This window comes from Pseudomonas sp. Sample_22 (genome assembly GCF_004307635.1).
In the GTDB taxonomy this organism is placed as follows: Bacteria; Pseudomonadota; Gammaproteobacteria; order Pseudomonadales; family Pseudomonadaceae; genus Aquipseudomonas.
On sequence record NZ_RCNY01000025.1, the window covers coordinates 22,947 to 42,161 of the forward strand.

Below are 19,215 nucleotides of genomic sequence, written 5' to 3' on the forward strand. Positions count from 1 at the left end.
GGCCGTATACTCCTACGTTTTCGACGCCCGCCAAGCGAGGCCACCTTGGACAAGATCCTGATTCGTGGGGCTCGAACCCACAACCTTAAGAACATCGACCTGACCCTGCCACGGGACAAGCTGATCGTCATCACCGGCCTGTCCGGCTCCGGCAAGTCTTCCCTGGCGTTCGACACGTTGTACGCCGAAGGCCAGCGCCGCTACGTCGAATCGCTGTCGGCGTATGCCCGCCAGTTCCTGTCGATGATGGAAAAGCCCGACGTCGACACCATCGAAGGCTTGTCGCCGGCGATCTCCATCGAACAGAAATCGACCTCGCACAACCCGCGCTCGACCGTCGGCACCATCACCGAAATCTACGACTACCTGCGTTTGCTGTATGCACGCGTGGGTATTCCGCGTTGCCCGGACCATGACATTCCGCTGGAAGCGCAGACTGTCAGCCAGATGGTCGATCTGGTCCTCGCCGAACCGGAGGGCAGTAAACTGATGCTGTTGGCCCCGGTCATCCGCGAGCGTAAAGGCGAACACCTGTCGGTTTTCGAAGAGCTGCGCGCCCAAGGGTTTGTACGCGCCCGGATCAACGGCAAGCTGTATGAGCTGGACGAAGCGCCCAAGCTCGACAAACAGAAGAAGCACTCCATTGATGTCGTGGTCGACCGGTTCAAGGTCCGTCCCGACCTGCAGCAGCGTCTGGCCGAATCCTTCGAGACCGCACTGAAACTGGCGGACGGCATCGCCCTCGTGGCGCCGATGGACGACGAGCCCGGCGAAGAGATGATCTTCTCCGCACGCTTCGCCTGCCCGATTTGCGGTCACGCCATCAGCGAACTCGAACCGAAGCTGTTTTCCTTCAATAACCCGGCCGGCGCCTGCCCGACTTGCGATGGTTTGGGTGTGAAGCAGTTCTTTGACATCAAGCGGCTGGTCAATGGCGAACTGACGCTGGCCGAAGGCGCGATACGTGGCTGGGACCGGCGCAACGTCTATTACTTCCAGATGCTCGGGTCACTGGCCTCCCACTTCAAGTTCAGTCTGGAAGTGCCATTCAACGAACTGCCGGCCGATCAACAAAAGCAGATCCTGCACGGCAGTGGCTCGCAGAACGTCGACTTCAAGTACCTGAACGACCGTGGCGACATCGTCAAACGCTCGCACCCGTTCGAAGGCATCGTGCCGAATCTGGAGCGGCGCTACCGCGAAACCGAATCGGCCTCGGTGCGTGAAGAACTGGCCAAGTTCCTCAGCACCCAGTCGTGTCCGGACTGCCGCGGCACCCGCTTGCGCCGTGAGGCGCGGCATGTGTGGGTCGGTGAGAAAACCTTGCCGGCAGTCACCAATCTGCCGATCGGCGATGCCTGTGACTACTTCGGTGGCCTGAAACTGACCGGCCGTCGCGGGGAAATCGCCGACAAGATTCTCAAGGAAATCCGCGAACGCCTTCAGTTCCTGGTCAACGTCGGCCTCGACTATCTGTCGCTGGATCGCAGCGCGGACACGCTGTCCGGTGGTGAAGCGCAGCGTATTCGTCTGGCGAGTCAGATCGGCGCTGGGCTGGTGGGCGTTCTGTACATCCTCGACGAACCATCGATCGGCCTTCACCAGCGTGATAACGACCGGCTACTGGGTACCCTCAAGCACCTGCGCGACATCGGCAACACGGTGATCGTCGTCGAACACGACGAAGATGCGATCCGTCTGGCCGACTACGTGGTGGATATCGGCCCAGGCGCCGGGGTTCACGGCGGTCATATCGTCGCCGAAGGTACACCGGCCGAAGTCATGGCCCACCCGGACTCCCTGACCGGCAAGTACCTGTCGGGCCGGGTGAAAATCCAGGTACCCGCCAAACGCACGCCGCGCAACAAGAAGTTGTCGTTGTCGCTCAAGGGCGCTCGCGGCAACAACTTGCGCAATGTCGACCTGGAAATCCCGATCGGCCTGCTGACATGCGTGACCGGAGTCTCCGGCTCGGGCAAATCGACGCTGATCAACAACACGCTTTTCCCACTGAGCGCCACGGCTCTGAATGGCGCAACCACGCTGGAAGCCGCGGCCCACGACAGCATCAAGGGACTGGAGCATCTGGACAAAGTTGTCGACATCGATCAGAGCCCGATCGGTCGCACGCCGCGCTCCAACCCGGCGACTTACACCGGTTTGTTCACGCCGATTCGCGAGTTGTTCGCTGGCGTGCCTGAATCACGTTCCCGCGGTTATGGCCCCGGGCGTTTCTCCTTCAACGTGAAGGGCGGTCGCTGCGAAGCTTGCCAGGGCGATGGCTTGATCAAGGTCGAAATGCACTTTCTGCCCGACATCTATGTGCCATGCGATGTTTGCAAGAGCAAACGCTACAACCGTGAAACCCTTGAGATCAAATACAAGGGCAAGAGCATCCATGAAACGCTTGAGATGACCATCGAGGAAGCGCGTGAGTTCTTCGACGCTGTACCGGCGCTGGCGCGCAAGCTGCAAACGTTGATGGACGTCGGCCTGTCGTACATCAAGCTGGGGCAATCGGCGACAACCTTGTCCGGTGGTGAGGCCCAGCGGGTCAAACTGTCCCGCGAGCTCTCCAAGCGCGATACCGGCAAGACGTTGTACATCCTTGACGAGCCGACGACAGGGCTGCATTTCGCGGACATCCAGCAACTGCTCGACGTACTGCATCGATTGCGCGACCACGGCAACACAGTCGTCGTCATCGAACACAACCTGGACGTGATCAAGACCGCCGACTGGCTGGTGGATCTGGGGCCGGAAGGCGGGTCAAAGGGTGGACAGATCATTGCGGTCGGCACACCCGAAGAGGTGGCCGAAATGAAGCAGTCTCACACGGGTTACTACCTCAAGCCGCTGCTGGAGCGTGATCGCGCCTGACCTGACGCAATGAAAAAGCCCCTGTCACTTTATCGGTGACAGGGGCTTTTTTGTATTCGCTGAGATCAGGTGTGGGATTGCAGGTAGTTCTCGAGACCGATCAACTTGATCAGACCCAGCTGCTTCTCCAGCCAGTAAGTGTGATCTTCTTCGGTGTCGTTGAGCTGGATGCGTAACATTTCGCGGCTAACGTAATCCTGGTGCTGCTCGCAAAGCTCGATACCTTTGCACAGAGCGGCGCGAACTTTGTACTCGAGACGCAGATCCGCTTCGAGCATTTCCGGTACGGTGGTGCCGACATCGAGGTCGTCCGGACGCATACGCGGTGTGCCTTCGAGCATCAGGATGCGACGCATCAGCGCATCAGCATGACCTGCTTCTTCTTCCATTTCATGGTTGATACGTTCGTAGAGCTTGGTGAAACCCCAGTCCTCATACATCCGCGAGTGGACGAAATATTGATCACGCGCGGCCAGCTCGCCGGTCAGCAACGTGTTGAGGTAATCGATAACGTCTGGGTGGCCTTGCATCGCCCTACATCTCCCTGCTTTAAAGTCTGTAGTTTGAACCAACCGGGCTGCAACGTCACTCGGCAGACGCAATAAAAGCGAAGATATTCTGAGAAAACCAGCTGAAATAACGCAAAAACCGCCCTAATAAGGGCGGTTCTGCTTCTCATTTAGACTTCGTTAAGCTGTACGTTGAGTAGCGTTGCGATTGCTTCTCCATACGCCGGGTCGGCCTTGAAGAAATGCTGCAACTGCCGGTCGACCACATCACTCGACACACCTGCCATTGCTCCAGCGATGTTGCTGACCAGCAAGTTTTTCTGCTCATCGCTCATCAATCGGAAAAGTGCACCGGCGTGGCTGTAGTAGTCGGTGTCCTCACGATGGTCATAGCGATCGGCAGCCCCGCTTACAGCCAACGCAGGCTCGGCATAACGAGGCGCCTGTTTAGGTGCCTCCACATAGCTGTTCGGCTCGTAGTTCGGTGCCGCACCGCCATTGCTTCCAAAAGCCATGGAGCCATCACGCTGATAGGTGTTTACAGGACTGCGAGGCGCGTTCACCGGCAGTTGCTGGTGGTTGGTACCAACACGGTAGCGATGTGCATCCGCATACGCGAATACTCGGCCTTGCAGCATGCGATCCGGCGACAGACCAACACCCGGCACCATATTGCTAGGACCGAATGCGGCTTGCTCAACCTCAGCGAAGTAATTGAGCGGGTTGCGATTGAGTTCCAGCTCACCGACCTCGATCAGCGGAAACTCTTTCTGCGACCACGTTTTGGTGACATCAAACGGGTTTTCATAATGTGCGGCAGCCTGAGCTTGCGTCATGATCTGAATGCACACGCTCCATTTCGGAAAGTCACCGCGCTCGATGGCCTCAAACAGGTCGCGCTGAGCGTAATCAGGATCAGTCCCGGCCAGACGCGCTGCATCTGCCGGTGCCAGATTCTTGATGCCCTGCCGGGTCTTGTAGTGCCACTTGACCCAATGACGCTCGCCACTGGCGTTGATCAAGCTATACGTGTGGCTACCAAAGCCGTGCATGTGACGGTAACCATCAGGGATGCCGCGATCTGAGAACAGGATCGTGACCTGATGCAATGCCTCTGGAGAATGCGACCAGAAATCCCACATCGCCTGCGCACTCTTGAGGTTGCTCTGCGGCAGACGCTTTTGCGTGTGGATAAAGTCCGGGAATTTCAGCGGATCTCGAATGAAAAACACCGGTGTGTTGTTGCCGACAATGTCCCAGTTACCTTCTTCGGTATAGAACTTCAAGGCAAAGCCGCGGGGGTCACGTTCGGTGTCTGCCGAACCACGCTCACCACCAACGGTTGAGAACCGCAGAAACGTCGGAGTCTGCTTACCTACAGTCTCGAACAGCTTGGCGCTAGTGAACTGAGTGATGTCACGCGTCACGGTGAAGGTACCGTAAGCGCCCGAGCCTTTGGCGTGTACACGGCGTTCCGGGATGTTTTCACGATTGAAGTGGGCAAGCTTCTCGATCAGATGAAAATCGTCGAGCAGCAGCGGGCCACGAGGACCGGCGGATCGGGAATTCTGGTTATCGGCGACAGGAGCGCCACTGGCGGTGGTAAGCGTTTTGTTTTGGCTCATGCGATCTCTTCCTTTGTCGGTCTTGAACTGCCGGCTAAACGGCTGAAAGGAAGTATTGACGATCGAGATGACATCTTCTAATTCATTGACTGATATAAATCGATAGAGAAACCTGATCACTCTTCAATTTATAGGCGGCTCGGCGGGCTTTTGAAGCGGACACAAAAAACCGGGCGCTAGGCCCGGTTCTTTGTTTCAGACTGACGTCTTACTCGGCGGATACAGCTTCGCCAGCAGTAGCACGATCAACCAACTCGACGTACGCCATAGGCGCGTTGTCGCCAGCGCGGAAACCGCACTTGAGGATGCGCAGGTAGCCACCCTCACGGGTAGCGTAACGCTTGCCCAGGTCGTTGAAGAGCTTACCAACGATAGCTTTCGAACGAGTACGGTCGAAAGCCAGGCGGCGGTTAGCAACGCTGTCTGTCTTGGCCAAAGTGATCAGCGGCTCGGCAACGCGGCGCAGTTCTTTAGCTTTTGGCAGAGTAGTTTTGATCAGCTCGTGCTCGAACAGCGACACCGCCATGTTTTGGAACATGGCCTTGCGGTGCGAGCTGGTGCGGCTGAGGTGACGACCACTTTTACGATGACGCATGGTTCATTCCTTACCAAACACTACGTTCGGTGATTACGACGATCAGGCAGTCGCCTTGTCGTCCTTCTTAAGACTTGCAGGCGGCCAGTTGTCGAGGCGCATGCCGAGGGACAGACCGCGGGAGGCCAGAACGTCCTTGATTTCAGTCAAGGATTTCTTGCCCAGGTTCGGAGTCTTCAACAGTTCTACTTCGGTACGCTGAATCAGGTCGCCGATGTAGTAAATGTTTTCCGCCTTAAGGCAGTTAGCCGAACGTACAGTCAGTTCCAGATCGTCAACCGGGCGAAGCAGGATCGGATCGATCTCGTCTTCCTGCTCGACAACCACTGGCTCACTGTCACCTTTGAGGTCGACGAACGCAGCCAACTGCTGTTGCAGAATGGTTGCCGCGCGACGGATTGCCTCTTCAGGATCCAGAGTACCGTTGGTTTCCAGATCAATAACCAGCTTGTCCAGGTTGGTACGCTGCTCGACACGGGCGTTTTCCACCACGTATGCGATACGGCGAACCGGGCTGAACGAAGAGTCGAGCTGCAAGCGACCGATGCTGCGGCTTTCGTCTTCATCGCTCTGACGCGAGTCTGCTGGTTCATAACCACGACCACGAGCTACTACGAGCTTCATGTTCAGGGCGCCGTTAGACGCCAGGTTAGCGATTACGTGATCGGGGTTAACGATCTCGACATCATGATCCAGCTGAATATCGGCAGCGGTAACCACCCCCGAACCCTTCTTCGACAAGGTCAGCGTAACTTCGTCACGGCCGTGCAGCTTGATAGCCAGACCTTTAAGGTTCAACAGGATTTCAATTACGTCTTCCTGTACACCTTCGATGGCGCTGTACTCGTGGAGCACACCGTCAATCTCGGCCTCGACTACTGCACAGCCAGGCATTGAGGACAACAGGATGCGGCGCAGCGCGTTGCCCAGGGTGTGGCCAAAACCACGCTCGAGAGGCTCGAGAGTGATCTTGGCGCGGGTTGGACTGACAACCTGCACATCAATGTGGCGGGGTGTCAGGAACTCATTTACCGAAATCTGCATGGATGCACCTATTTTCTAGCCCTTACTTGGAGTAGAGCTCGACAATCAGGCTTTCGTTGATGTCGGCGGACAGATCACTGCGAGCTGGAACGTTCTTGAAAACGCCCGACTTCTTCTCAGTGTCTACTTCTACCCATTCTACGCGGCCACGTTGGGCACACAGATCGAGAGCTTGGACAATGCGAAGTTGGTTTTTAGCTTTCTCGCGAACAGCAACCACGTCACCAGCACGAACCTGGTAGGACGGAACGTTAACGGTCTGACCGTTTACGCTGATCGACTTGTGCGATACCAGCTGACGGGATTCGGCACGAGTCGAACCAAAGCCCATACGGTATACAACGTTGTCCAGACGGCATTCGAGCAGTTGCAGCAGGTTTTCACCGGTTGCACCTTTCTTGCCAGCAGCTTCTTTGTAGTAGCCGCTGAACTGACGCTCGAGAACGCCGTAGATACGACGGACCTTCTGCTTTTCACGCAGTTGGGTGCCGTAGTCGGACTGGCGACCGCGGCGTTGGCCGTGGATACCAGGTGCTGCTTCAATGTTGCACTTCGATTCGATCGCGCGCACGCCGCTCTTCAGGAAGAGATCGGTGCCTTCGCGACGAGCGAGTTTGCATTTTGGACCAATGTAACGAGCCATTCTTTACAATCTCCTGGATTACACGCGGCGCTTCTTCGGCGGACGGCACCCGTTGTGCGGGATTGGCGTCACGTCGGTGATGCTGGCGATCTTGTAGCCACAGCCGTTCAAAGCGCGGACTGCGGATTCACGACCTGGACCTGGACCTTTGACGTTGACGTCGAGGTTTTTCAGGCCGTATTCCAGCGCAGCTTGACCAGCACGTTCAGCAGCTACTTGAGCAGCAAACGGGGTGGACTTGCGGGAACCGCGGAAACCCGAACCACCGGAGGTAGCCCAGGAAAGAGCGTTACCTTGACGGTCGGTGATGGTCACGATGGTGTTGTTAAAAGATGCATGGATGTGGGCGATGCCATCAACCACTGTCTTTTTAACTTTTTTACGAGGACGAGCAGCAGGTTTTGCCATGATTAAATTCCTGTCGATTCGCTGGGGCGATTACTTGCGGATCGGCTTACGCGGACCTTTACGGGTACGCGCGTTGGTCTTGGTACGCTGACCGCGTACTGGAAGACCACGACGATGACGCAGACCGCGATAGCAACCGAGGTCCATCAAGCGCTTGATTTTCATGTTGATTTCGCGACGCAGGTCACCTTCAGTGGTGAACTTCGCCACTTCGCCACGCAGCTGTTCAATTTGCTCGTCGCTCAGATCTTTGATCTTTGCTGCTGGGTTTACCCCAGTCTCTGCACAAATTTTCTGTGCAGTAGTGCGACCAACACCATAGATGTAGGTCAGCGAGATAACAGTATGCTTGTTATCTGGAATGTTAACGCCTGCAATACGGGCCATTCAGTGGGACTCCAATTGACAGCTACCTACGCCCCGGAAGCCAAGAAATAGGGCGCGAGATAATATCGCTGTAATAACAAATAATCAACCCGGTAGCGCACTAGCTACCGGGCTTGAAGCACAATCACACTCAGCCTTGGCGCTGTTTGTGACGCGGTTCCGCGCTGCAAATTACTCGAACAACACCTTCGCGGCGAATAATCTTGCAGTTACGGCACAGCTTTTTCACCGATGCACGAACTTTCATCACCAACTCCTCGAACCTTATGGGTCAGCGCAGCATGCCGCTGCCGTAACCCTTCAGGTTGGCTTTCTTCATCAGGGATTCGTACTGGTGCGAAACGAGGTGCGATTGTACTTGGGACATGAAGTCCATCACAACCACGACGACGATCAGCAACGAGGTCCCGCCAAGGTAGAACGGAACGTTGGCTGCAACCACCAGGAACTGGGGCAACAGGCACACGGCCGTCATGTATAGAGCACCGAACAGGGTCAAGCGAGTCAGAACGCCATCAATGTAGCGCGCAGACTGCTCACCTGGACGAATGCCCGGAATAAAGGCACCGGACTTCTTCAGGTTTTCCGCTACGTCTTTCGGATTGAACATCAACGCCGTATAGAAGAAGCAGAAGAAAATAATCCCTGCACTAAACAGCAGAATATTCAACGGCTGACCAGGAGCGATCGACTGCGAGATGTCCTGCAACCAGCCCATACCTTCAGACTGACCGAACCAGGCACCCAACGAAGCCGGGAACAGCAAAATGCTGCTCGCGAAAATAGCCGGAATAACACCGGCCATGTTCACCTTCAGCGGCAAGTGGCTAGTCTGCGCAGCAAACACCTTACGGCCTTGCTGACGCTTGGCGTAGTGAACAGCAATACGACGCTGACCACGCTCAATGAACACCACGAAACCGATAATCGCTACTGCCAGCAAACCGATGGCAACCAGGGCGAAGATATTGATATCACCCTGACGTGCAGACTCGAAAGACTGCCCGATCGCTCTCGGAAGACCGGCGACGATACCTGCGAAGATCAACATCGAGATACCGTTGCCTACACCGCGCTCAGTGATCTGCTCACCCAGCCACATCATGAACATCGCACCAGCCACAAATGTGGTTACCGCAACGAAATGAAAGCTGAAATCAGCAGTAAACGAAACGCCCTGCCCCGCCAGGCCGATGGACATGCCAATGGCCTGGACAAGAGCAAGAGCGACGGTGAGGTAGCGGGTGTACTGGCTGATCTTGCGACGGCCAGCTTCACCTTCCTTCTTCAACTGCTCCAGCTGCGGGCTGACGGCTGTCATCAACTGCATGATGATCGATGCCGAAATGTACGGCATGATCCCCAGTGCAAAGATGCTCATCCGCTCCAGCGCGCCGCCGGAAAACATGTTGAACAAGCTAAGAATGGTCCCCTCATTCTGTCGAAACAGGTCCGCGAGTCGGTCCGGGTTGATACCTGGAACCGGGATGTGTGCGCCTATTCGGTAGACGATAATCGCCAGGAACAGAAAACGCAGACGAGCCCAGAGTTCAGACATACCGCCTTTGCCGAGCGCAGAGAGAGCACCTTGCTTAGCCATTTATTCCTCGAACTTGCCGCCAGCTGCTTCGATAGCCGCACGCGCACCTTTGGTGGCGCCGATTCCCTTGCCGATAGTGACAGCGCGAGTCACTTCACCGGACAGCATGATTTTCACACGCTGTACGTTGACGTTGATCACGTTGGCATCTTTCAGGGACTGCACGGTGACGATGTCGCCTTCCACTTTAGCCAGCTCGGACAGACGCACTTCTGCGCGATCCATGGCTTTCAGGGAAACGAAACCGAACTTCGGCAGGCGACGATGCAGCGGCTGTTGACCGCCTTCAAAGCCTGGAGCAATGGTGCCACCGGAGCGGGAGGTTTGACCTTTGTGACCACGGCCACCAGTCTTACCCAAACCACTACCGATACCACGGCCCGGACGATGCTTTTCGCGACGGGAACCCGGCGCTGGACTCAGATCATTGAGTTTCATCGATTAACCCTCGACACGCAGCATGTAGTAAGCCTTGTTGATCATCCCGCGATTCTCGGGAGTATCCTGGACTTCTACAGTGTGACCGATGCGACGCAGACCCAGACCCTTAACACACAGTTTGTGGTTAGGGATGCGGCCGGTCATGCTTTTGATCAGCGTAACTTTAACGGTAGCCATGATCAGAAGATCTCCTTGACGCTTTTGCCACGCTTGGCGGCAATGGATTCAGGAGACTGCATTGCTTTCAAACCCTTGAAAGTGGCGTGAACCACGTTTACCGGGTTAGTCGAGCCGTAGCACTTGGCCAGAACGTTCTGAACGCCAGCAACTTCGAGAACGGCACGCATTGCGCCGCCAGCGATGATACCGGTACCTTCAGAAGCAGGCTGCATGTACACCTTCGAAGCGCCGTGAGCGGACTTCATTGCGTACTGCAGAGTGGTGCCGTTCAGATCAACCTGGATCATGTTGCGGCGAGCAGCTTCCATTGCCTTCTGGATCGCAGCAGGCACTTCACGCGACTTGCCACGGCCGAAGCCAACACGGCCTTTACCATCACCAACCACGGTCAACGCGGTGAAAGTGAAGATACGGCCGCCTTTAACGGTTTTGGCTACGCGGTTAACTTGAACCAGCTTCTCGATGTAGCCTTCGTCGCGCTTTTGGTCGTTATTTGACATAACTTAGAACTCCAGCCCAGCTTCACGAGCAGCATCAGCCAGCGCTTTAACGCGGCCGTGGTACTTGAAGCCAGAGCGGTCGAAAGCCACCTGCGAGACGCCAGCGGCCTTAGCACGCGTAGCGACCAGCTGGCCAACCTTAGTGGCCGCGTCGATGTTGCCAGTGGCGCCATCACGCAGTTCTTTATCCAAAGTCGAGGCACTTGCCAGGACTTTGTTGCCGTCGGCCGAAATGACCTGGGCGTAGATGTGCTGCGAAGAGCGGAACACGCAGAGACGCACGACTTCGAGTTCGTGCATTTTCAGGCGTGCTTTGCGAGCGCGACGCAGTCGAGTAACTTTTTTGTCGGTCATTTGCTATGCCCTACTTCTTCTTGGCTTCTTTACGACGGACGACTTCGTCCGCGTAGCGCACACCTTTGCCTTTGTACGGCTCTGGTGGACGGAAGTCGCGGATCTCGGCGGCCACTTGACCTACCAGCTGCTTGTCGATGCCCTTGATCAGGATATCGGTCTGGCTAGGAGTCTCAGCGGTGATGCCTTCCGGCAGTTCGTAATCCACTGGGTGCGAGAAGCCAAGAGCCAGGTTCAGCACTGTGCCTTTAGCTTGCGCTTTGTAACCAACACCGACCAGCTGGAGCTTGCGCTCGAAGCCTTGGCTTACGCCTTGGACCATGTTGTTTACCAACGCACGAGTGGTACCAGCCATTGCGCGAGTCTGTTGATCGCCATTGCGAGCAGCAAAACGCAGCTCACCGGCTTCTTCAACGATCTCAACGGACGAATGGATGTTCAGTTCGAGAGTGCCCTTGGCACCCTTCACCGAAAGCTGTTGGCCTGCGAATTTTACTTCGACACCGGCTGGCAGCTTAACGGGGTTCTTAGCGACGCGAGACATGCTTATCCCCCCTTAGAACACAGTGCAAAGAACTTCGCCGCCGACACCGGCAGCGCGCGCAGCACGATCAGTCATCACACCCTTGTTGGTGGAGACGATAGACACACCGAGACCGCCACGAACTTTCGGCAGATCTTCGACGGACTTGTACTGACGCAGGCCTGGACGGCTAACGCGCTTGACTTCTTCGATAACCGGACGGCCTTCGAAATATTTAAGCTCGATAGACAGCAGTGGTTTGGTTTCGCTGCTGATCTGATAACCCGCGATGTAACCTTCGTCCTTCAGGACTTTGGCAACAGCTACCTTCAAAGTAGAAGATGGCATGCTTACGACGGACTTTTCAGCCATCTGGGCATTACGGATTCGAGTTAGCATGTCCGCTAACGGGTCCTGCATACTCATGGGCTAGACGCTCCTAATACAGAAAAATTAGCCTTGCGGCTACTACGTGTCGCCGAGAATCTCCGAGCGTATAAAACACGGGCTCAGGCGAGCCGGGTATTCTAGACACACCCCAGAAATGAATCAAGCCCCAAAAGGGGCTTGATTCAGATTCAAGGCCACCGGTGGTCAGGATCTTGCGACCCCGAACACCGAGACTTTGAAAGTATTTACCAGCTGGCTTTAACCAGACCTGGTACGTCACCACGCATTGCCGCTTCACGCAGTTTGTTACGGCCGAGGCCGAACTTGCGGTAAACGCCGTGCGGACGACCAGTCAGGCGGCAGCGGTTACGCATGCGCGAGGCGCTTGCGTCACGTGGCTGCTTCTGCAGGGCTACTGTAGCTTCCCAACGCGCTTCTGGACTTGCGTTCAGATCAACGATGATCGCTTTCAGTGCTGCACGCTTCTTGGCGTACTTGGCAACCGTGAGCTGACGCTTCAGCTCGCGGTTTTTCATGCTCATCTTGGCCATGGTCCTACTCCAATCAGTTGCGGAACGGGAATTTGAACGCACGCAGCAGAGCGCGGCCTTCATCATCGTTCTTGGCAGTGGTGGTCAGGGTAATGTCCAGACCGCGGAGAGCATCGATCTTGTCGTAGTCGATTTCCGGGAAGATGATCTGCTCTTTTACGCCCATGCTGTAGTTACCACGACCATCGAAGGACTTGGCATTCAGGCCGCGGAAGTCGCGAACCCGAGGCAGGGAGATCGACAGCAGACGATCCAGGAACTCGTACATACGCTCACGGCGCAGGGTCACTTTGACGCCGATCGGCCAACCTTCACGGACTTTAAAGCCAGCGATGGATTTGCGAGCGTAGGTCACAACGACTTTCTGGCCGGTGATCTTTTCCAGGTCAGCAACAGCGTGCTCGATGACTTTTTTGTCGCCGATCGCTTCGCCCAGACCCATGTTCAGGGTGATTTTGGTAACGCGCGGAACTTCCATCACGTTCGAAAGCTTAAGTTCTTCCTTAAGTTTCGGAGCGATTTCCTTCCGGTAAATCTCTTTTAGTCGTGCCATGGTCTTCTACCTAGCAGTGTTCAAGCATCAACCGCTTTTTGGGTCGACTTGAAGACACGAATTTTCTTACCGTCTTCTACTTTGAAACCAACGCGGTCAGCCTTGTTGGTTTCGCCGTTGAAGATGGCGACGTTGGAAGCGTGCAGTGGCGCTTCTTTCTCGACGATACCGCCTTGTACGCCCGACATCGGGTTAGGCTTGGTATGGCGCTTGACCAGGTTCAGACCACCAACAACCAGACGGTTGTCAGCAAGAACCTTCAGCACCTTACCGCGCTTACCTTTGTCTTTGCCGGCGATCACGATGATCTCGTCGTCACGACGAATCTTTTGCATGTCGGATCTCCTTACAGCACTTCTGGGGCGAGCGAGACGATCTTCATGAACTTCTCAGTACGAAGTTCACGGGTCACTGGCCCAAAGATACGGGTGCCGATCGGCTCTTGCTTGTTGTTCAGAAGAACAGCAGCGTTGCCATCAAAGCGGATAATGGAGCCATCGGCACGGCGTACGCCGTGACGAGTGCGGACTACAACAGCAGTCATCACTTGGCCTTTTTTCACTTTACCGCGAGGAATTGCTTCCTTGACGGTAACCTTGATGATGTCACCGATACCAGCGTAACGACGATGGGAGCCACCCAGCACCTTGATGCACATAACACGGCGAGCGCCGCTGTTATCGGCCACATCGAGCATGGATTGAGTCTGAATCATATAATTTCTCCGACCCCTAGTCCTTAGACTTCCACAGCGCGTTCGAGAACATCAACCAGCGCCCAAGACTTGGTCTTGGCCAAAGGACGAGTTTCACGAATAGTGACTTTGTCGCCGATGTGGCACTGATTGGTTTCGTCGTGCGCGTGCAGCTTAGTCGAACGCTTAACGTATTTACCGTAGATCGGGTGCTTAACGCGACGCTCGATCAGAACGGTGATGGTTTTGTCCATCTTGTCGCTGACAACACGGCCAGTCAGCGTACGGACAGTTTTTTCGGCTTCAGCCATGATTACTTACCTGCCTGCTGGTTGAGCACAGTCTTCACGCGAGCGATGTCACGCTTAACTTGCGAGAGCAGATGAGACTGCCCCAACTGGCCAGTTGCTTTCTGCATACGCAGATTGAACTGGTCGCGCAGCAGGCCGAGCAGTTGCTCGTTCAGCTGCTGTGCGGATTTTTCACGAAGTTCATTCGCTTTCATCACATCACCGTCCGTTTAACAAAGGAGGTGGCGAGCGGCAGCTTTGCAGCAGCCAGGGCGAAAGCCTCACGCGCCAGCTCTTCAGAAACACCCTCGATTTCATACAGGACTTTGCCTGGCTGAATCTGGGCAACCCAGTATTCCACGTTACCCTTACCTTTACCCATCCGAACCTCGAGAGGTTTTTTGGAGATCGGCTTGTCCGGGAATACACGGATCCAGATCTTGCCGCCACGTTTTACGTGACGGGTCAGAGCACGACGCGCTGACTCGATCTGACGAGCGGTGAGACGACCACGAGCAACAGACTTCAGCGCGAACTCGCCGAAGCTGACTTTGCTACCGCGCAATGCCAGGCCACGGTTGTGACCAGTCATTTGCTTGCGGAACTTCGTACGCTTTGGTTGCAACATTTGGCGTACCCCTTACTTAGCAGCTTTTTTACGAGGCGCTGGTGCTTGTGGTTTCAGTTCTTCTTGGCGACCACCAATTACTTCGCCTTTGAAGATCCAAACCTTTACACCGATCACACCGTAAGTGGTGTGAGCTTCGTAGTTGGCATAGTCGATGTCGGCACGCAGGGTGTGCAGTGGCACACGACCTTCGCGATACCATTCAGTACGTGCGATTTCAGCACCGCCGAGACGACCGCTCACTTGGATTTTGATGCCTTTGGCACCAATGCGCATGGCGTTCTGTACAGCGCGCTTCATAGCGCGACGGAACATTACGCGACGCTCCAGCTGCTGAGCTACGCTCTGCGCAACCAGCATACCGTCGAGCTCCGGCTTGCGGATCTCTTCGATATTGATGTGCACAGGCACACCCATTTGCTTGGTCAGGTCCTGACGCAGTTTCTCAACATCTTCACCTTTCTTCCCGATAACGATACCTGGACGAGCGGTGTGGATGGTGATACGTGCAGTTTGGGCCGGACGATGGATATCGATACGGCTTACGGACGCGCTTTTTAGTTTGTCTTGGAGATACTCACGCACCTTCAGATCAGCGAACAAGTAGTCCGCATAAGTCCGACCGTCTGCGTACCAGACGGAGGTGTGCTCCTTGACGATTCCCAGGCGAATGCCAATGGGATGTACTTTCTGACCCATCTCTTCGACTCCGTTACTTGTCAGCAACCTTGACAGTGATATGGCAAGACCGCTTGACGATGCGATCAGCACGGCCTTTGGCACGTGGCATGATGCGCTTCAGCGAACGCCCTTCGTTGACGAAAACGGTGCTGACCTTCAGGTCATCAACGTCTGCGCCTTCGTTATGCTCGGCGTTGGCTACGGCCGACTCCAGCACTTTCTTCATGATCTCGGCGGCTTTCTTACTGCTGAAAGCCAACAGGTTGAGCGCTTCGCCCACCTTCTTCCCGCGGATCTGGTCGGCGACCAAGCGGGCTTTCTGGGCGGAGATTCGAGCGCCCGACAACTTAGCGGCTACTTCCATTTCCTAACCCCTTAACGCTTGGCTTTCTTGTCTGCCACGTGCCCGCGATAAGTGCGGGTACCGGCGAACTCGCCCAGTTTGTGGCCGACCATGTCTTCGTTAACGAGAACTGGGACGTGTTGACGACCGTTGTGTACTGCGATGGTCAGACCGACCATTTGTGGCAGGATCATCGAACGGCGCGACCAGGTTTTAACTGGTTTGCGATCGTTCTTTTCCGCCGCCACTTCGATCTTCTTCAGTAGGTGAAGATCGATAAAAGGACCTTTTTTCAGAGAACGTGGCACTGTCGTATCCCTCTATTTACTTGCGACGACGGACGATCATTTTGTCGGTACGCTTATTACCACGAGTCTTCGCGCCCTTAGTCGGGAAGCCCCATGGCGATACCGGATGACGACCACCAGAGGTACGACCTTCACCACCACCATGTGGGTGGTCAACCGGGTTCATGGCAACACCACGAACGGTTGGGCGAACGCCACGCCAGCGTTTGGCACCAGCTTTACCCAGCGAACGCAGGCTGTGCTCGGAGTTCGAGACTTCGCCCAGGGTCGCACGGCACTCAGCCAGCACTTTACGCATCTCACCAGAACGCAGACGCAGGGTCACGTAGACACCTTCACGAGCGATCAGCTGAGCCGAAGCACCAGCGGAACGAGCGATCTGCGCGCCTTTACCTGGCTTCAATTCGATGCCGTGTACGGTGCTACCAACTGGAATGTTACGCAGTTGCAGAGCGTTGCCCGGCTTGATCGGTGCCAGAGCACCTGCGATCAGCTGGTCGCCAGCGCTCACGCCTTTAGGGGCGATGATGTAGCGACGCTCGCCATCTGCGTACAGCAGCAGAGCGATGTGAGCAGTACGGTTTGGATCGTATTCGATACGCTCGACAGTGGCAGCGATGCCATCTTTGTCGTTGCGACGGAAGTCGACCAGACGATAATGCTGCTTATGACCACCACCGATGTGACGAGTGGTAATACGGCCATTGTTGTTACGACCACCAGACTTCGACTTCTTCTCGAGCAGCGGTGCGTGAGGAGCGCCTTTATGCAGCTCCTGGTTGACCACCTTGACCACAAAACGGCGGCCAGGGGAAGTCGGTTTGCATTTAACGATTGCCATGATGCACCCCTTCCTTACTCAGCACTGCTGCTGAAATCGAGATCTTGGCCTGGCTGAAGGGAGATAACTGCCTTCTTCCAGTCATTACGCTTGCCCAGACCGCGAGCAGTGCGCTTGCTCTTACCCAGAACATTCAGGGTAGTAACACGCTCTACTTTCACGCTGAACAGGCTTTCGACGGCCTTCTTGATTTCCAGCTTGGTTGCGTCAGTAGCAACCTTGAAAACGAACTGGCCTTTCTTGTCTGCCAGAACCGTAGCCTTCTCGGAAACGTGCGGGCCAAGCAGAACTTTAAATACGCGTTCCTGGTTCATCCCAGCAGCTCCTCGAATTTCTTCACGGCCGACACGGTGATCAACACCTTGTCGTATGCGATCAGACTAACTGGATCGGAACCTTGCACGTCACGTACATCTACGTGTGGCAGGTTACGAGCAGCCAGGTACAGGTTCTGATCAACAGCGTCCGACACGATCAGAACGTCGGTCAGGCTCATGTTGTTCAGTTTGCCCAGCAGGTCTTTGGTTTTCGGCGTCTCAACGGCGAAATCCTGAACCACGACCAGACGATCAGTACGCACCAGCTCAGCAAGGATGGAACGCATTGCTGCGCGATACATCTTCTTGTTCAGCTTCTGGGAGTGATCCTGTGGACGAGCTGCGAAAGTGGTACCGCCGCCACGCCAGATTGGGCTACGGATAGTACCGGCACGAGCACGGCCAGTACCTTTCTGACGCCATGGGCGCTTACCGCCACCACGAACGTCGGAACGGGTCTTTTGCTGCTTGCTACCCTGACGGCCGCCGGCCATGTAGGCCACGACTGCTTGGTGAACCAGCGTCTCGTTGAACTCGCCGCCAAATGTCAGTTCGGAAACTTCGATCGCTTGAGCGTCATTTACATTTAATTGCATGTCAGCTTCCCCTTAACCGCGAGCCTTGGCTGCTGGACGTACAACCAAGTTGCCGCCAGTAGCGCCAGGAACAGCGCCCTTGACCAACAACAGATTGCGTTCAGCGTCCACGCGCACTACTTCGAGGGACTGCACGGTCACGCGCTCAGCGCCCATATGACCGGACATTTTTTTGCCCTTGAATACACGACCAGGAGTCTGGCACTGGCCGATAGAGCCTGGAACGCGGTGGGATACGGAGTTACCGTGGGTGTTATCTTGCCCGCGGAAATTCCAACGCTTGATCGTACCCTGGAAGCCTTTACCCTTGGACTGACCGGTTACATCAACCAGTTGACCAGCGGCGAAGATTTCAGCGTTGATCAGATCGCCGGCCTGGTACTCGCCTTCTTCAAGACGGAATTCCATTACGGTACGACCAGCGGCAACGTTCGCCTTGGCGAAGTGGCCAGCCTGAGCTGCTGTTACACGCGAAGCGCGACGCTCGCCGACAGTGACTTGCACTGCACGATAGCCATCGGTCTCTTCAGTTTTGAACTGGGTGACGCGATTCGGCTCGATCTCAATGACCGTGACCGGAATGGAGACACCTTCTTCGGTGAAAATACGGGTCATACCGCATTTACGACCGACTACACCAATAGTCATGTTGTAAACCTCATGAGTGTACGGGGCTTTCACCCGCTATGGCCGCCCATTTCAGAGCGTTACACGACTAAGACCGAGTCTTAGCCGAGGCTGATCTGCACTTCCACACCGGCCGCAAGATCAAGCTTCATAAGAGCATCAACGGTTTTATCCGTTGGCTGGACGATGTCCAGAACGCGCTTATGAGTACGGATCTCGTACTGGTCACGCGCGTCTTTGTTGACGTGCGGGGAGACCAGAACGGTGAACCGCTCTTTACGGGTAGGCAGTGGAATTGGACCACGCACTTGAGCACCAGTACGTTTCGCGGTTTCCACGATTTCCTGGGTTGATTGGTCGATCAGGCGATGGTCGAAAGCCTTCAACCTGATACGGATTTGCTGATTTTGCATTGGATTTCAGACTCCGGCTGCTATTCCCACCGGGCGCAATACGCCCGTTAAAAGGAGGCGCAATTCTATAGACGCCCCAGATAGGTGTCAACCCAATAAAAAAGCCCCCGCTGAGCGGGGGCTTTCTCAAAGCATCAAAGCCATCTCAAAAAAGAGATTACTCGATGATTTTGGCTACAACACCAGCACCAACAGTACGGCCGCCTTCACGGATAGCGAAGCGCAGACCGTCTTCCATTGCGATGGTTTTGATCAGGGTAACAGTCATCTGAATGTTGTCACCTGGCATTACCA

Annotated in this window: 31 protein-coding genes and 1 pseudogene; 1 reads left to right on the top strand and 31 read right to left on the bottom strand. The window is 55.5% G+C overall.

Translation table 11 applies throughout. From position 1 onward, the window contains the following. Positions 1-45 precede the first annotated feature (45 nt). The gene (gene uvrA, locus D8U73_RS06630) at positions 46-2,880 is read left to right on the top strand and encodes an excinuclease ABC subunit UvrA (protein WP_056855881.1); all 2,835 of its coding nucleotides are present in this window, start codon (positions 46-48) and stop codon (positions 2,878-2,880) included. Between the two features lie 65 nt (positions 2,881-2,945). Here the strand turns inward: uvrA and bfr are convergent, their stop codons facing one another. The 31 genes and pseudogenes from bfr to D8U73_RS06785 form a co-directional block, all read right to left on the bottom strand. Next, on the bottom strand, positions 2,946-3,410 hold the full coding sequence (gene bfr, locus D8U73_RS06635; RefSeq protein WP_056855882.1) for a bacterioferritin: 465 nt from the start codon (positions 3,408-3,410) through the stop codon (positions 2,946-2,948). 149 nt (positions 3,411-3,559) lie between these two features. Continuing rightward, positions 3,560-5,014 carry a catalase gene (locus tag D8U73_RS06640; RefSeq protein ID WP_130904022.1) on the bottom strand — a complete coding sequence of 485 codons (1,455 nt, stop codon included), beginning with the start codon at positions 5,012-5,014 and terminating at the stop codon, positions 3,560-3,562. A gap of 208 nt (positions 5,015-5,222) precedes the next feature. Further along, positions 5,223-5,609: a 50S ribosomal protein L17 gene (gene rplQ, locus D8U73_RS06645; RefSeq protein WP_007970429.1), complete on the bottom strand. Its 387-nt coding sequence runs from the start codon at positions 5,607-5,609 to the stop codon at positions 5,223-5,225. A gap of 42 nt (positions 5,610-5,651) precedes the next feature. Then, the gene (rpoA, locus tag D8U73_RS06650) at positions 5,652-6,653 is read right to left on the bottom strand and encodes a DNA-directed RNA polymerase subunit alpha (protein WP_007970428.1); all 1,002 of its coding nucleotides are present in this window, start codon (positions 6,651-6,653) and stop codon (positions 5,652-5,654) included. Between the two features lie 22 nt (positions 6,654-6,675). Further along, on the bottom strand, positions 6,676-7,296 hold the full coding sequence (gene rpsD / locus D8U73_RS06655; protein ID WP_003176404.1) for a 30S ribosomal protein S4: 621 nt from the start codon (positions 7,294-7,296) through the stop codon (positions 6,676-6,678). Between the two features lie 18 nt (positions 7,297-7,314). Beyond that, positions 7,315-7,704 carry a 30S ribosomal protein S11 gene (gene rpsK, locus D8U73_RS06660; protein WP_002555466.1) on the bottom strand — a complete coding sequence of 130 codons (390 nt, stop codon included), beginning with the start codon at positions 7,702-7,704 and terminating at the stop codon, positions 7,315-7,317. A 30-nt stretch (positions 7,705-7,734) separates the two neighbouring features. Beyond that, positions 7,735-8,091: a 30S ribosomal protein S13 gene (gene rpsM / locus D8U73_RS06665; protein ID WP_009045849.1), complete on the bottom strand. Its 357-nt coding sequence runs from the start codon at positions 8,089-8,091 to the stop codon at positions 7,735-7,737. 130 nt (positions 8,092-8,221) lie between these two features. Beyond that, positions 8,222-8,338 (bottom strand): 50S ribosomal protein L36, encoded by a 117-nt coding sequence (rpmJ, locus tag D8U73_RS06670; RefSeq protein WP_002555468.1) that lies wholly within the window; start codon positions 8,336-8,338, stop codon positions 8,222-8,224. Between the two features lie 24 nt (positions 8,339-8,362). Next, positions 8,363-9,691: a preprotein translocase subunit SecY gene (gene secY / locus D8U73_RS06675; RefSeq protein WP_056855884.1), complete on the bottom strand. Its 1,329-nt coding sequence runs from the start codon at positions 9,689-9,691 to the stop codon at positions 8,363-8,365. Next, positions 9,692-10,129, bottom strand: coding sequence for a 50S ribosomal protein L15 (rplO, locus tag D8U73_RS06680; protein WP_003228720.1), 438 nt, complete (start codon positions 10,127-10,129; stop codon positions 9,692-9,694). It abuts the gene before it with no gap. 3 nt (positions 10,130-10,132) lie between these two features. Next, positions 10,133-10,309, bottom strand: coding sequence for a 50S ribosomal protein L30 (gene rpmD, locus D8U73_RS06685; RefSeq protein WP_003176408.1), 177 nt, complete (start codon positions 10,307-10,309; stop codon positions 10,133-10,135). A 2-nt stretch (positions 10,310-10,311) separates the two neighbouring features. Further along, positions 10,312-10,812: a 30S ribosomal protein S5 gene (rpsE, locus tag D8U73_RS06690; RefSeq protein ID WP_003186035.1), complete on the bottom strand. Its 501-nt coding sequence runs from the start codon at positions 10,810-10,812 to the stop codon at positions 10,312-10,314. A 3-nt stretch (positions 10,813-10,815) separates the two neighbouring features. After that, positions 10,816-11,166, bottom strand: a complete 351-nt coding sequence (gene rplR, locus D8U73_RS06695; RefSeq protein ID WP_003186037.1) for a 50S ribosomal protein L18 — start codon at positions 11,164-11,166, stop codon at positions 10,816-10,818. A 10-nt stretch (positions 11,167-11,176) separates the two neighbouring features. Beyond that, on the bottom strand, positions 11,177-11,710 hold the full coding sequence (rplF, locus tag D8U73_RS06700) for a 50S ribosomal protein L6 (protein ID WP_003176412.1): 534 nt from the start codon (positions 11,708-11,710) through the stop codon (positions 11,177-11,179). Positions 11,711-11,722: 12 nt separating this feature from the next. Continuing rightward, the gene (gene rpsH / locus D8U73_RS06705; RefSeq protein WP_003228724.1) at positions 11,723-12,115 is read right to left on the bottom strand and encodes a 30S ribosomal protein S8; all 393 of its coding nucleotides are present in this window, start codon (positions 12,113-12,115) and stop codon (positions 11,723-11,725) included. Positions 12,116-12,324: 209 nt separating this feature from the next. After that, on the bottom strand, positions 12,325-12,630 hold the full coding sequence (gene rpsN, locus D8U73_RS06710) for a 30S ribosomal protein S14 (RefSeq protein ID WP_003176414.1): 306 nt from the start codon (positions 12,628-12,630) through the stop codon (positions 12,325-12,327). A 13-nt stretch (positions 12,631-12,643) separates the two neighbouring features. Then, positions 12,644-13,183, bottom strand: coding sequence for a 50S ribosomal protein L5 (rplE, locus tag D8U73_RS06715; RefSeq protein WP_003210069.1), 540 nt, complete (start codon positions 13,181-13,183; stop codon positions 12,644-12,646). 20 nt (positions 13,184-13,203) lie between these two features. After that, on the bottom strand, positions 13,204-13,518 hold the full coding sequence (gene rplX / locus D8U73_RS06720; RefSeq protein ID WP_003186046.1) for a 50S ribosomal protein L24: 315 nt from the start codon (positions 13,516-13,518) through the stop codon (positions 13,204-13,206). Positions 13,519-13,529: 11 nt separating this feature from the next. After that, positions 13,530-13,898 carry a 50S ribosomal protein L14 gene (gene rplN, locus D8U73_RS06725; protein WP_002555479.1) on the bottom strand — a complete coding sequence of 123 codons (369 nt, stop codon included), beginning with the start codon at positions 13,896-13,898 and terminating at the stop codon, positions 13,530-13,532. A 23-nt stretch (positions 13,899-13,921) separates the two neighbouring features. Then, positions 13,922-14,188, bottom strand: a complete 267-nt coding sequence (rpsQ, locus tag D8U73_RS06730; protein ID WP_003176419.1) for a 30S ribosomal protein S17 — start codon at positions 14,186-14,188, stop codon at positions 13,922-13,924. A gap of 2 nt (positions 14,189-14,190) precedes the next feature. Further along, complete coding sequence (rpmC, locus tag D8U73_RS06735; RefSeq protein ID WP_002555481.1) at positions 14,191-14,382, bottom strand: 50S ribosomal protein L29; 192 nt, start codon at positions 14,380-14,382, stop codon at positions 14,191-14,193. Beyond that, positions 14,382-14,795, bottom strand: a complete 414-nt coding sequence (gene rplP, locus D8U73_RS06740) for a 50S ribosomal protein L16 (RefSeq protein WP_003228729.1) — start codon at positions 14,793-14,795, stop codon at positions 14,382-14,384. The genes rpmC and rplP overlap by 1 nt, the downstream gene beginning before the upstream one ends. 12 nt (positions 14,796-14,807) lie before the next feature. Continuing rightward, positions 14,808-15,494, bottom strand: coding sequence for a 30S ribosomal protein S3 (gene rpsC / locus D8U73_RS06745; RefSeq protein ID WP_003176422.1), 687 nt, complete (start codon positions 15,492-15,494; stop codon positions 14,808-14,810). Between the two features lie 13 nt (positions 15,495-15,507). Continuing rightward, entirely contained in the window at positions 15,508-15,840 is a 333-nt protein-coding gene (rplV, locus tag D8U73_RS06750; RefSeq protein ID WP_003103908.1) for a 50S ribosomal protein L22, read from the bottom strand. A gap of 11 nt (positions 15,841-15,851) precedes the next feature. Next, positions 15,852-16,127: a 30S ribosomal protein S19 gene (rpsS, locus tag D8U73_RS06755; RefSeq protein WP_002555486.1), complete on the bottom strand. Its 276-nt coding sequence runs from the start codon at positions 16,125-16,127 to the stop codon at positions 15,852-15,854. 16 nt (positions 16,128-16,143) lie between these two features. Next, positions 16,144-16,968 (bottom strand): 50S ribosomal protein L2, encoded by an 825-nt coding sequence (rplB, locus tag D8U73_RS06760; RefSeq protein ID WP_003186055.1) that lies wholly within the window; start codon positions 16,966-16,968, stop codon positions 16,144-16,146. A gap of 14 nt (positions 16,969-16,982) precedes the next feature. Then, entirely contained in the window at positions 16,983-17,282 is a 300-nt protein-coding gene (rplW, locus tag D8U73_RS06765) for a 50S ribosomal protein L23 (RefSeq protein WP_002555488.1), read from the bottom strand. Next, positions 17,279-17,881, bottom strand: coding sequence for a 50S ribosomal protein L4 (rplD, locus tag D8U73_RS06770; RefSeq protein WP_003228735.1), 603 nt, complete (start codon positions 17,879-17,881; stop codon positions 17,279-17,281). Before rplD ends, rplW begins: the two co-directional genes overlap by 4 nt. A 12-nt stretch (positions 17,882-17,893) precedes the next feature. After that, positions 17,894-18,529, bottom strand: coding sequence for a 50S ribosomal protein L3 (gene rplC, locus D8U73_RS06775; protein WP_003186059.1), 636 nt, complete (start codon positions 18,527-18,529; stop codon positions 17,894-17,896). 80 nt (positions 18,530-18,609) lie between these two features. Further along, positions 18,610-18,921, bottom strand: coding sequence for a 30S ribosomal protein S10 (gene rpsJ, locus D8U73_RS06780; RefSeq protein ID WP_003186070.1), 312 nt, complete (start codon positions 18,919-18,921; stop codon positions 18,610-18,612). A 157-nt stretch (positions 18,922-19,078) separates the two neighbouring features. Continuing rightward, positions 19,079-19,215: pseudogene (locus D8U73_RS06785) on the bottom strand (elongation factor Tu); the annotation flags it as partial.

Coding starts and splice junctions, on each gene's coding strand:
- bfr (WP_056855882.1), bottom strand. CDS start 3,410: ATGCAAGGCCACCCAGACGTTATCGATTACCTCAACACGTTGCTGACC.
- D8U73_RS06640 (WP_130904022.1), bottom strand. CDS start 5,014: ATGAGCCAAAACAAAACGCTTACCACCGCCAGTGGCGCTCCTGTCGCC.
- rplQ (WP_007970429.1), bottom strand. CDS start 5,609: ATGCGTCATCGTAAAAGTGGTCGTCACCTCAGCCGCACCAGCTCGCAC.
- rpoA (WP_007970428.1), bottom strand. CDS start 6,653: ATGCAGATTTCGGTAAATGAGTTCCTGACACCCCGCCACATTGATGTG.
- rpsD (WP_003176404.1), bottom strand. CDS start 7,296: ATGGCTCGTTACATTGGTCCAAAATGCAAACTCGCTCGTCGCGAAGGC.
- rpsK (WP_002555466.1), bottom strand. CDS start 7,704: ATGGCAAAACCTGCTGCTCGTCCTCGTAAAAAAGTTAAAAAGACAGTG.
- rpsM (WP_009045849.1), bottom strand. CDS start 8,091: ATGGCCCGTATTGCAGGCGTTAACATTCCAGATAACAAGCATACTGTT.
- rpmJ (WP_002555468.1), bottom strand. CDS start 8,338: ATGAAAGTTCGTGCATCGGTGAAAAAGCTGTGCCGTAACTGCAAGATT.
- secY (WP_056855884.1), bottom strand. CDS start 9,691: ATGGCTAAGCAAGGTGCTCTCTCTGCGCTCGGCAAAGGCGGTATGTCT.
- rplO (WP_003228720.1), bottom strand. CDS start 10,129: ATGAAACTCAATGATCTGAGTCCAGCGCCGGGTTCCCGTCGCGAAAAG.
- rpmD (WP_003176408.1), bottom strand. CDS start 10,309: ATGGCTACCGTTAAAGTTACGCTGATCAAAAGCATGACCGGCCGCATC.
- rpsE (WP_003186035.1), bottom strand. CDS start 10,812: ATGTCAAATAACGACCAAAAGCGCGACGAAGGCTACATCGAGAAGCTG.
- rplR (WP_003186037.1), bottom strand. CDS start 11,166: ATGACCGACAAAAAAGTTACTCGACTGCGTCGCGCTCGCAAAGCACGC.
- rplF (WP_003176412.1), bottom strand. CDS start 11,710: ATGTCTCGCGTCGCTAAGAACCCCGTTAAGCTGCCAGCCGGTGTCGAA.
- rpsH (WP_003228724.1), bottom strand. CDS start 12,115: ATGAGTATGCAGGACCCGTTAGCGGACATGCTAACTCGAATCCGTAAT.
- rpsN (WP_003176414.1), bottom strand. CDS start 12,630: ATGGCCAAGATGAGCATGAAAAACCGCGAGCTGAAGCGTCAGCTCACG.
- rplE (WP_003210069.1), bottom strand. CDS start 13,183: ATGGCACGACTAAAAGAGATTTACCGGAAGGAAATCGCTCCGAAACTT.
- rplX (WP_003186046.1), bottom strand. CDS start 13,518: ATGCAAAAGATTCGTCGTGACGACGAGATCATCGTGATCGCCGGCAAA.
- rplN (WP_002555479.1), bottom strand. CDS start 13,898: ATGATTCAGACTCAATCCATGCTCGATGTGGCCGATAACAGCGGCGCT.
- rpsQ (WP_003176419.1), bottom strand. CDS start 14,188: ATGGCTGAAGCCGAAAAAACTGTCCGTACGCTGACTGGCCGTGTTGTC.
- rpmC (WP_002555481.1), bottom strand. CDS start 14,382: ATGAAAGCGAATGAACTTCGTGAAAAATCCGCACAGCAGCTGAACGAG.
- rplP (WP_003228729.1), bottom strand. CDS start 14,795: ATGTTGCAACCAAAGCGTACGAAGTTCCGCAAGCAAATGACTGGTCAC.
- rpsC (WP_003176422.1), bottom strand. CDS start 15,494: ATGGGTCAGAAAGTACATCCCATTGGCATTCGCCTGGGAATCGTCAAG.
- rplV (WP_003103908.1), bottom strand. CDS start 15,840: ATGGAAGTAGCCGCTAAGTTGTCGGGCGCTCGAATCTCCGCCCAGAAA.
- rplB (WP_003186055.1), bottom strand. CDS start 16,968: ATGGCAATCGTTAAATGCAAACCGACTTCCCCTGGCCGCCGTTTTGTG.
- rplW (WP_002555488.1), bottom strand. CDS start 17,282: ATGAACCAGGAACGCGTATTTAAAGTTCTGCTTGGCCCGCACGTTTCC.
- rplD (WP_003228735.1), bottom strand. CDS start 17,881: ATGCAATTAAATGTAAATGACGCTCAAGCGATCGAAGTTTCCGAACTG.
- rplC (WP_003186059.1), bottom strand. CDS start 18,529: ATGACTATTGGTGTAGTCGGTCGTAAATGCGGTATGACCCGTATTTTC.
- rpsJ (WP_003186070.1), bottom strand. CDS start 18,921: ATGCAAAATCAGCAAATCCGTATCAGGTTGAAGGCTTTCGACCATCGC.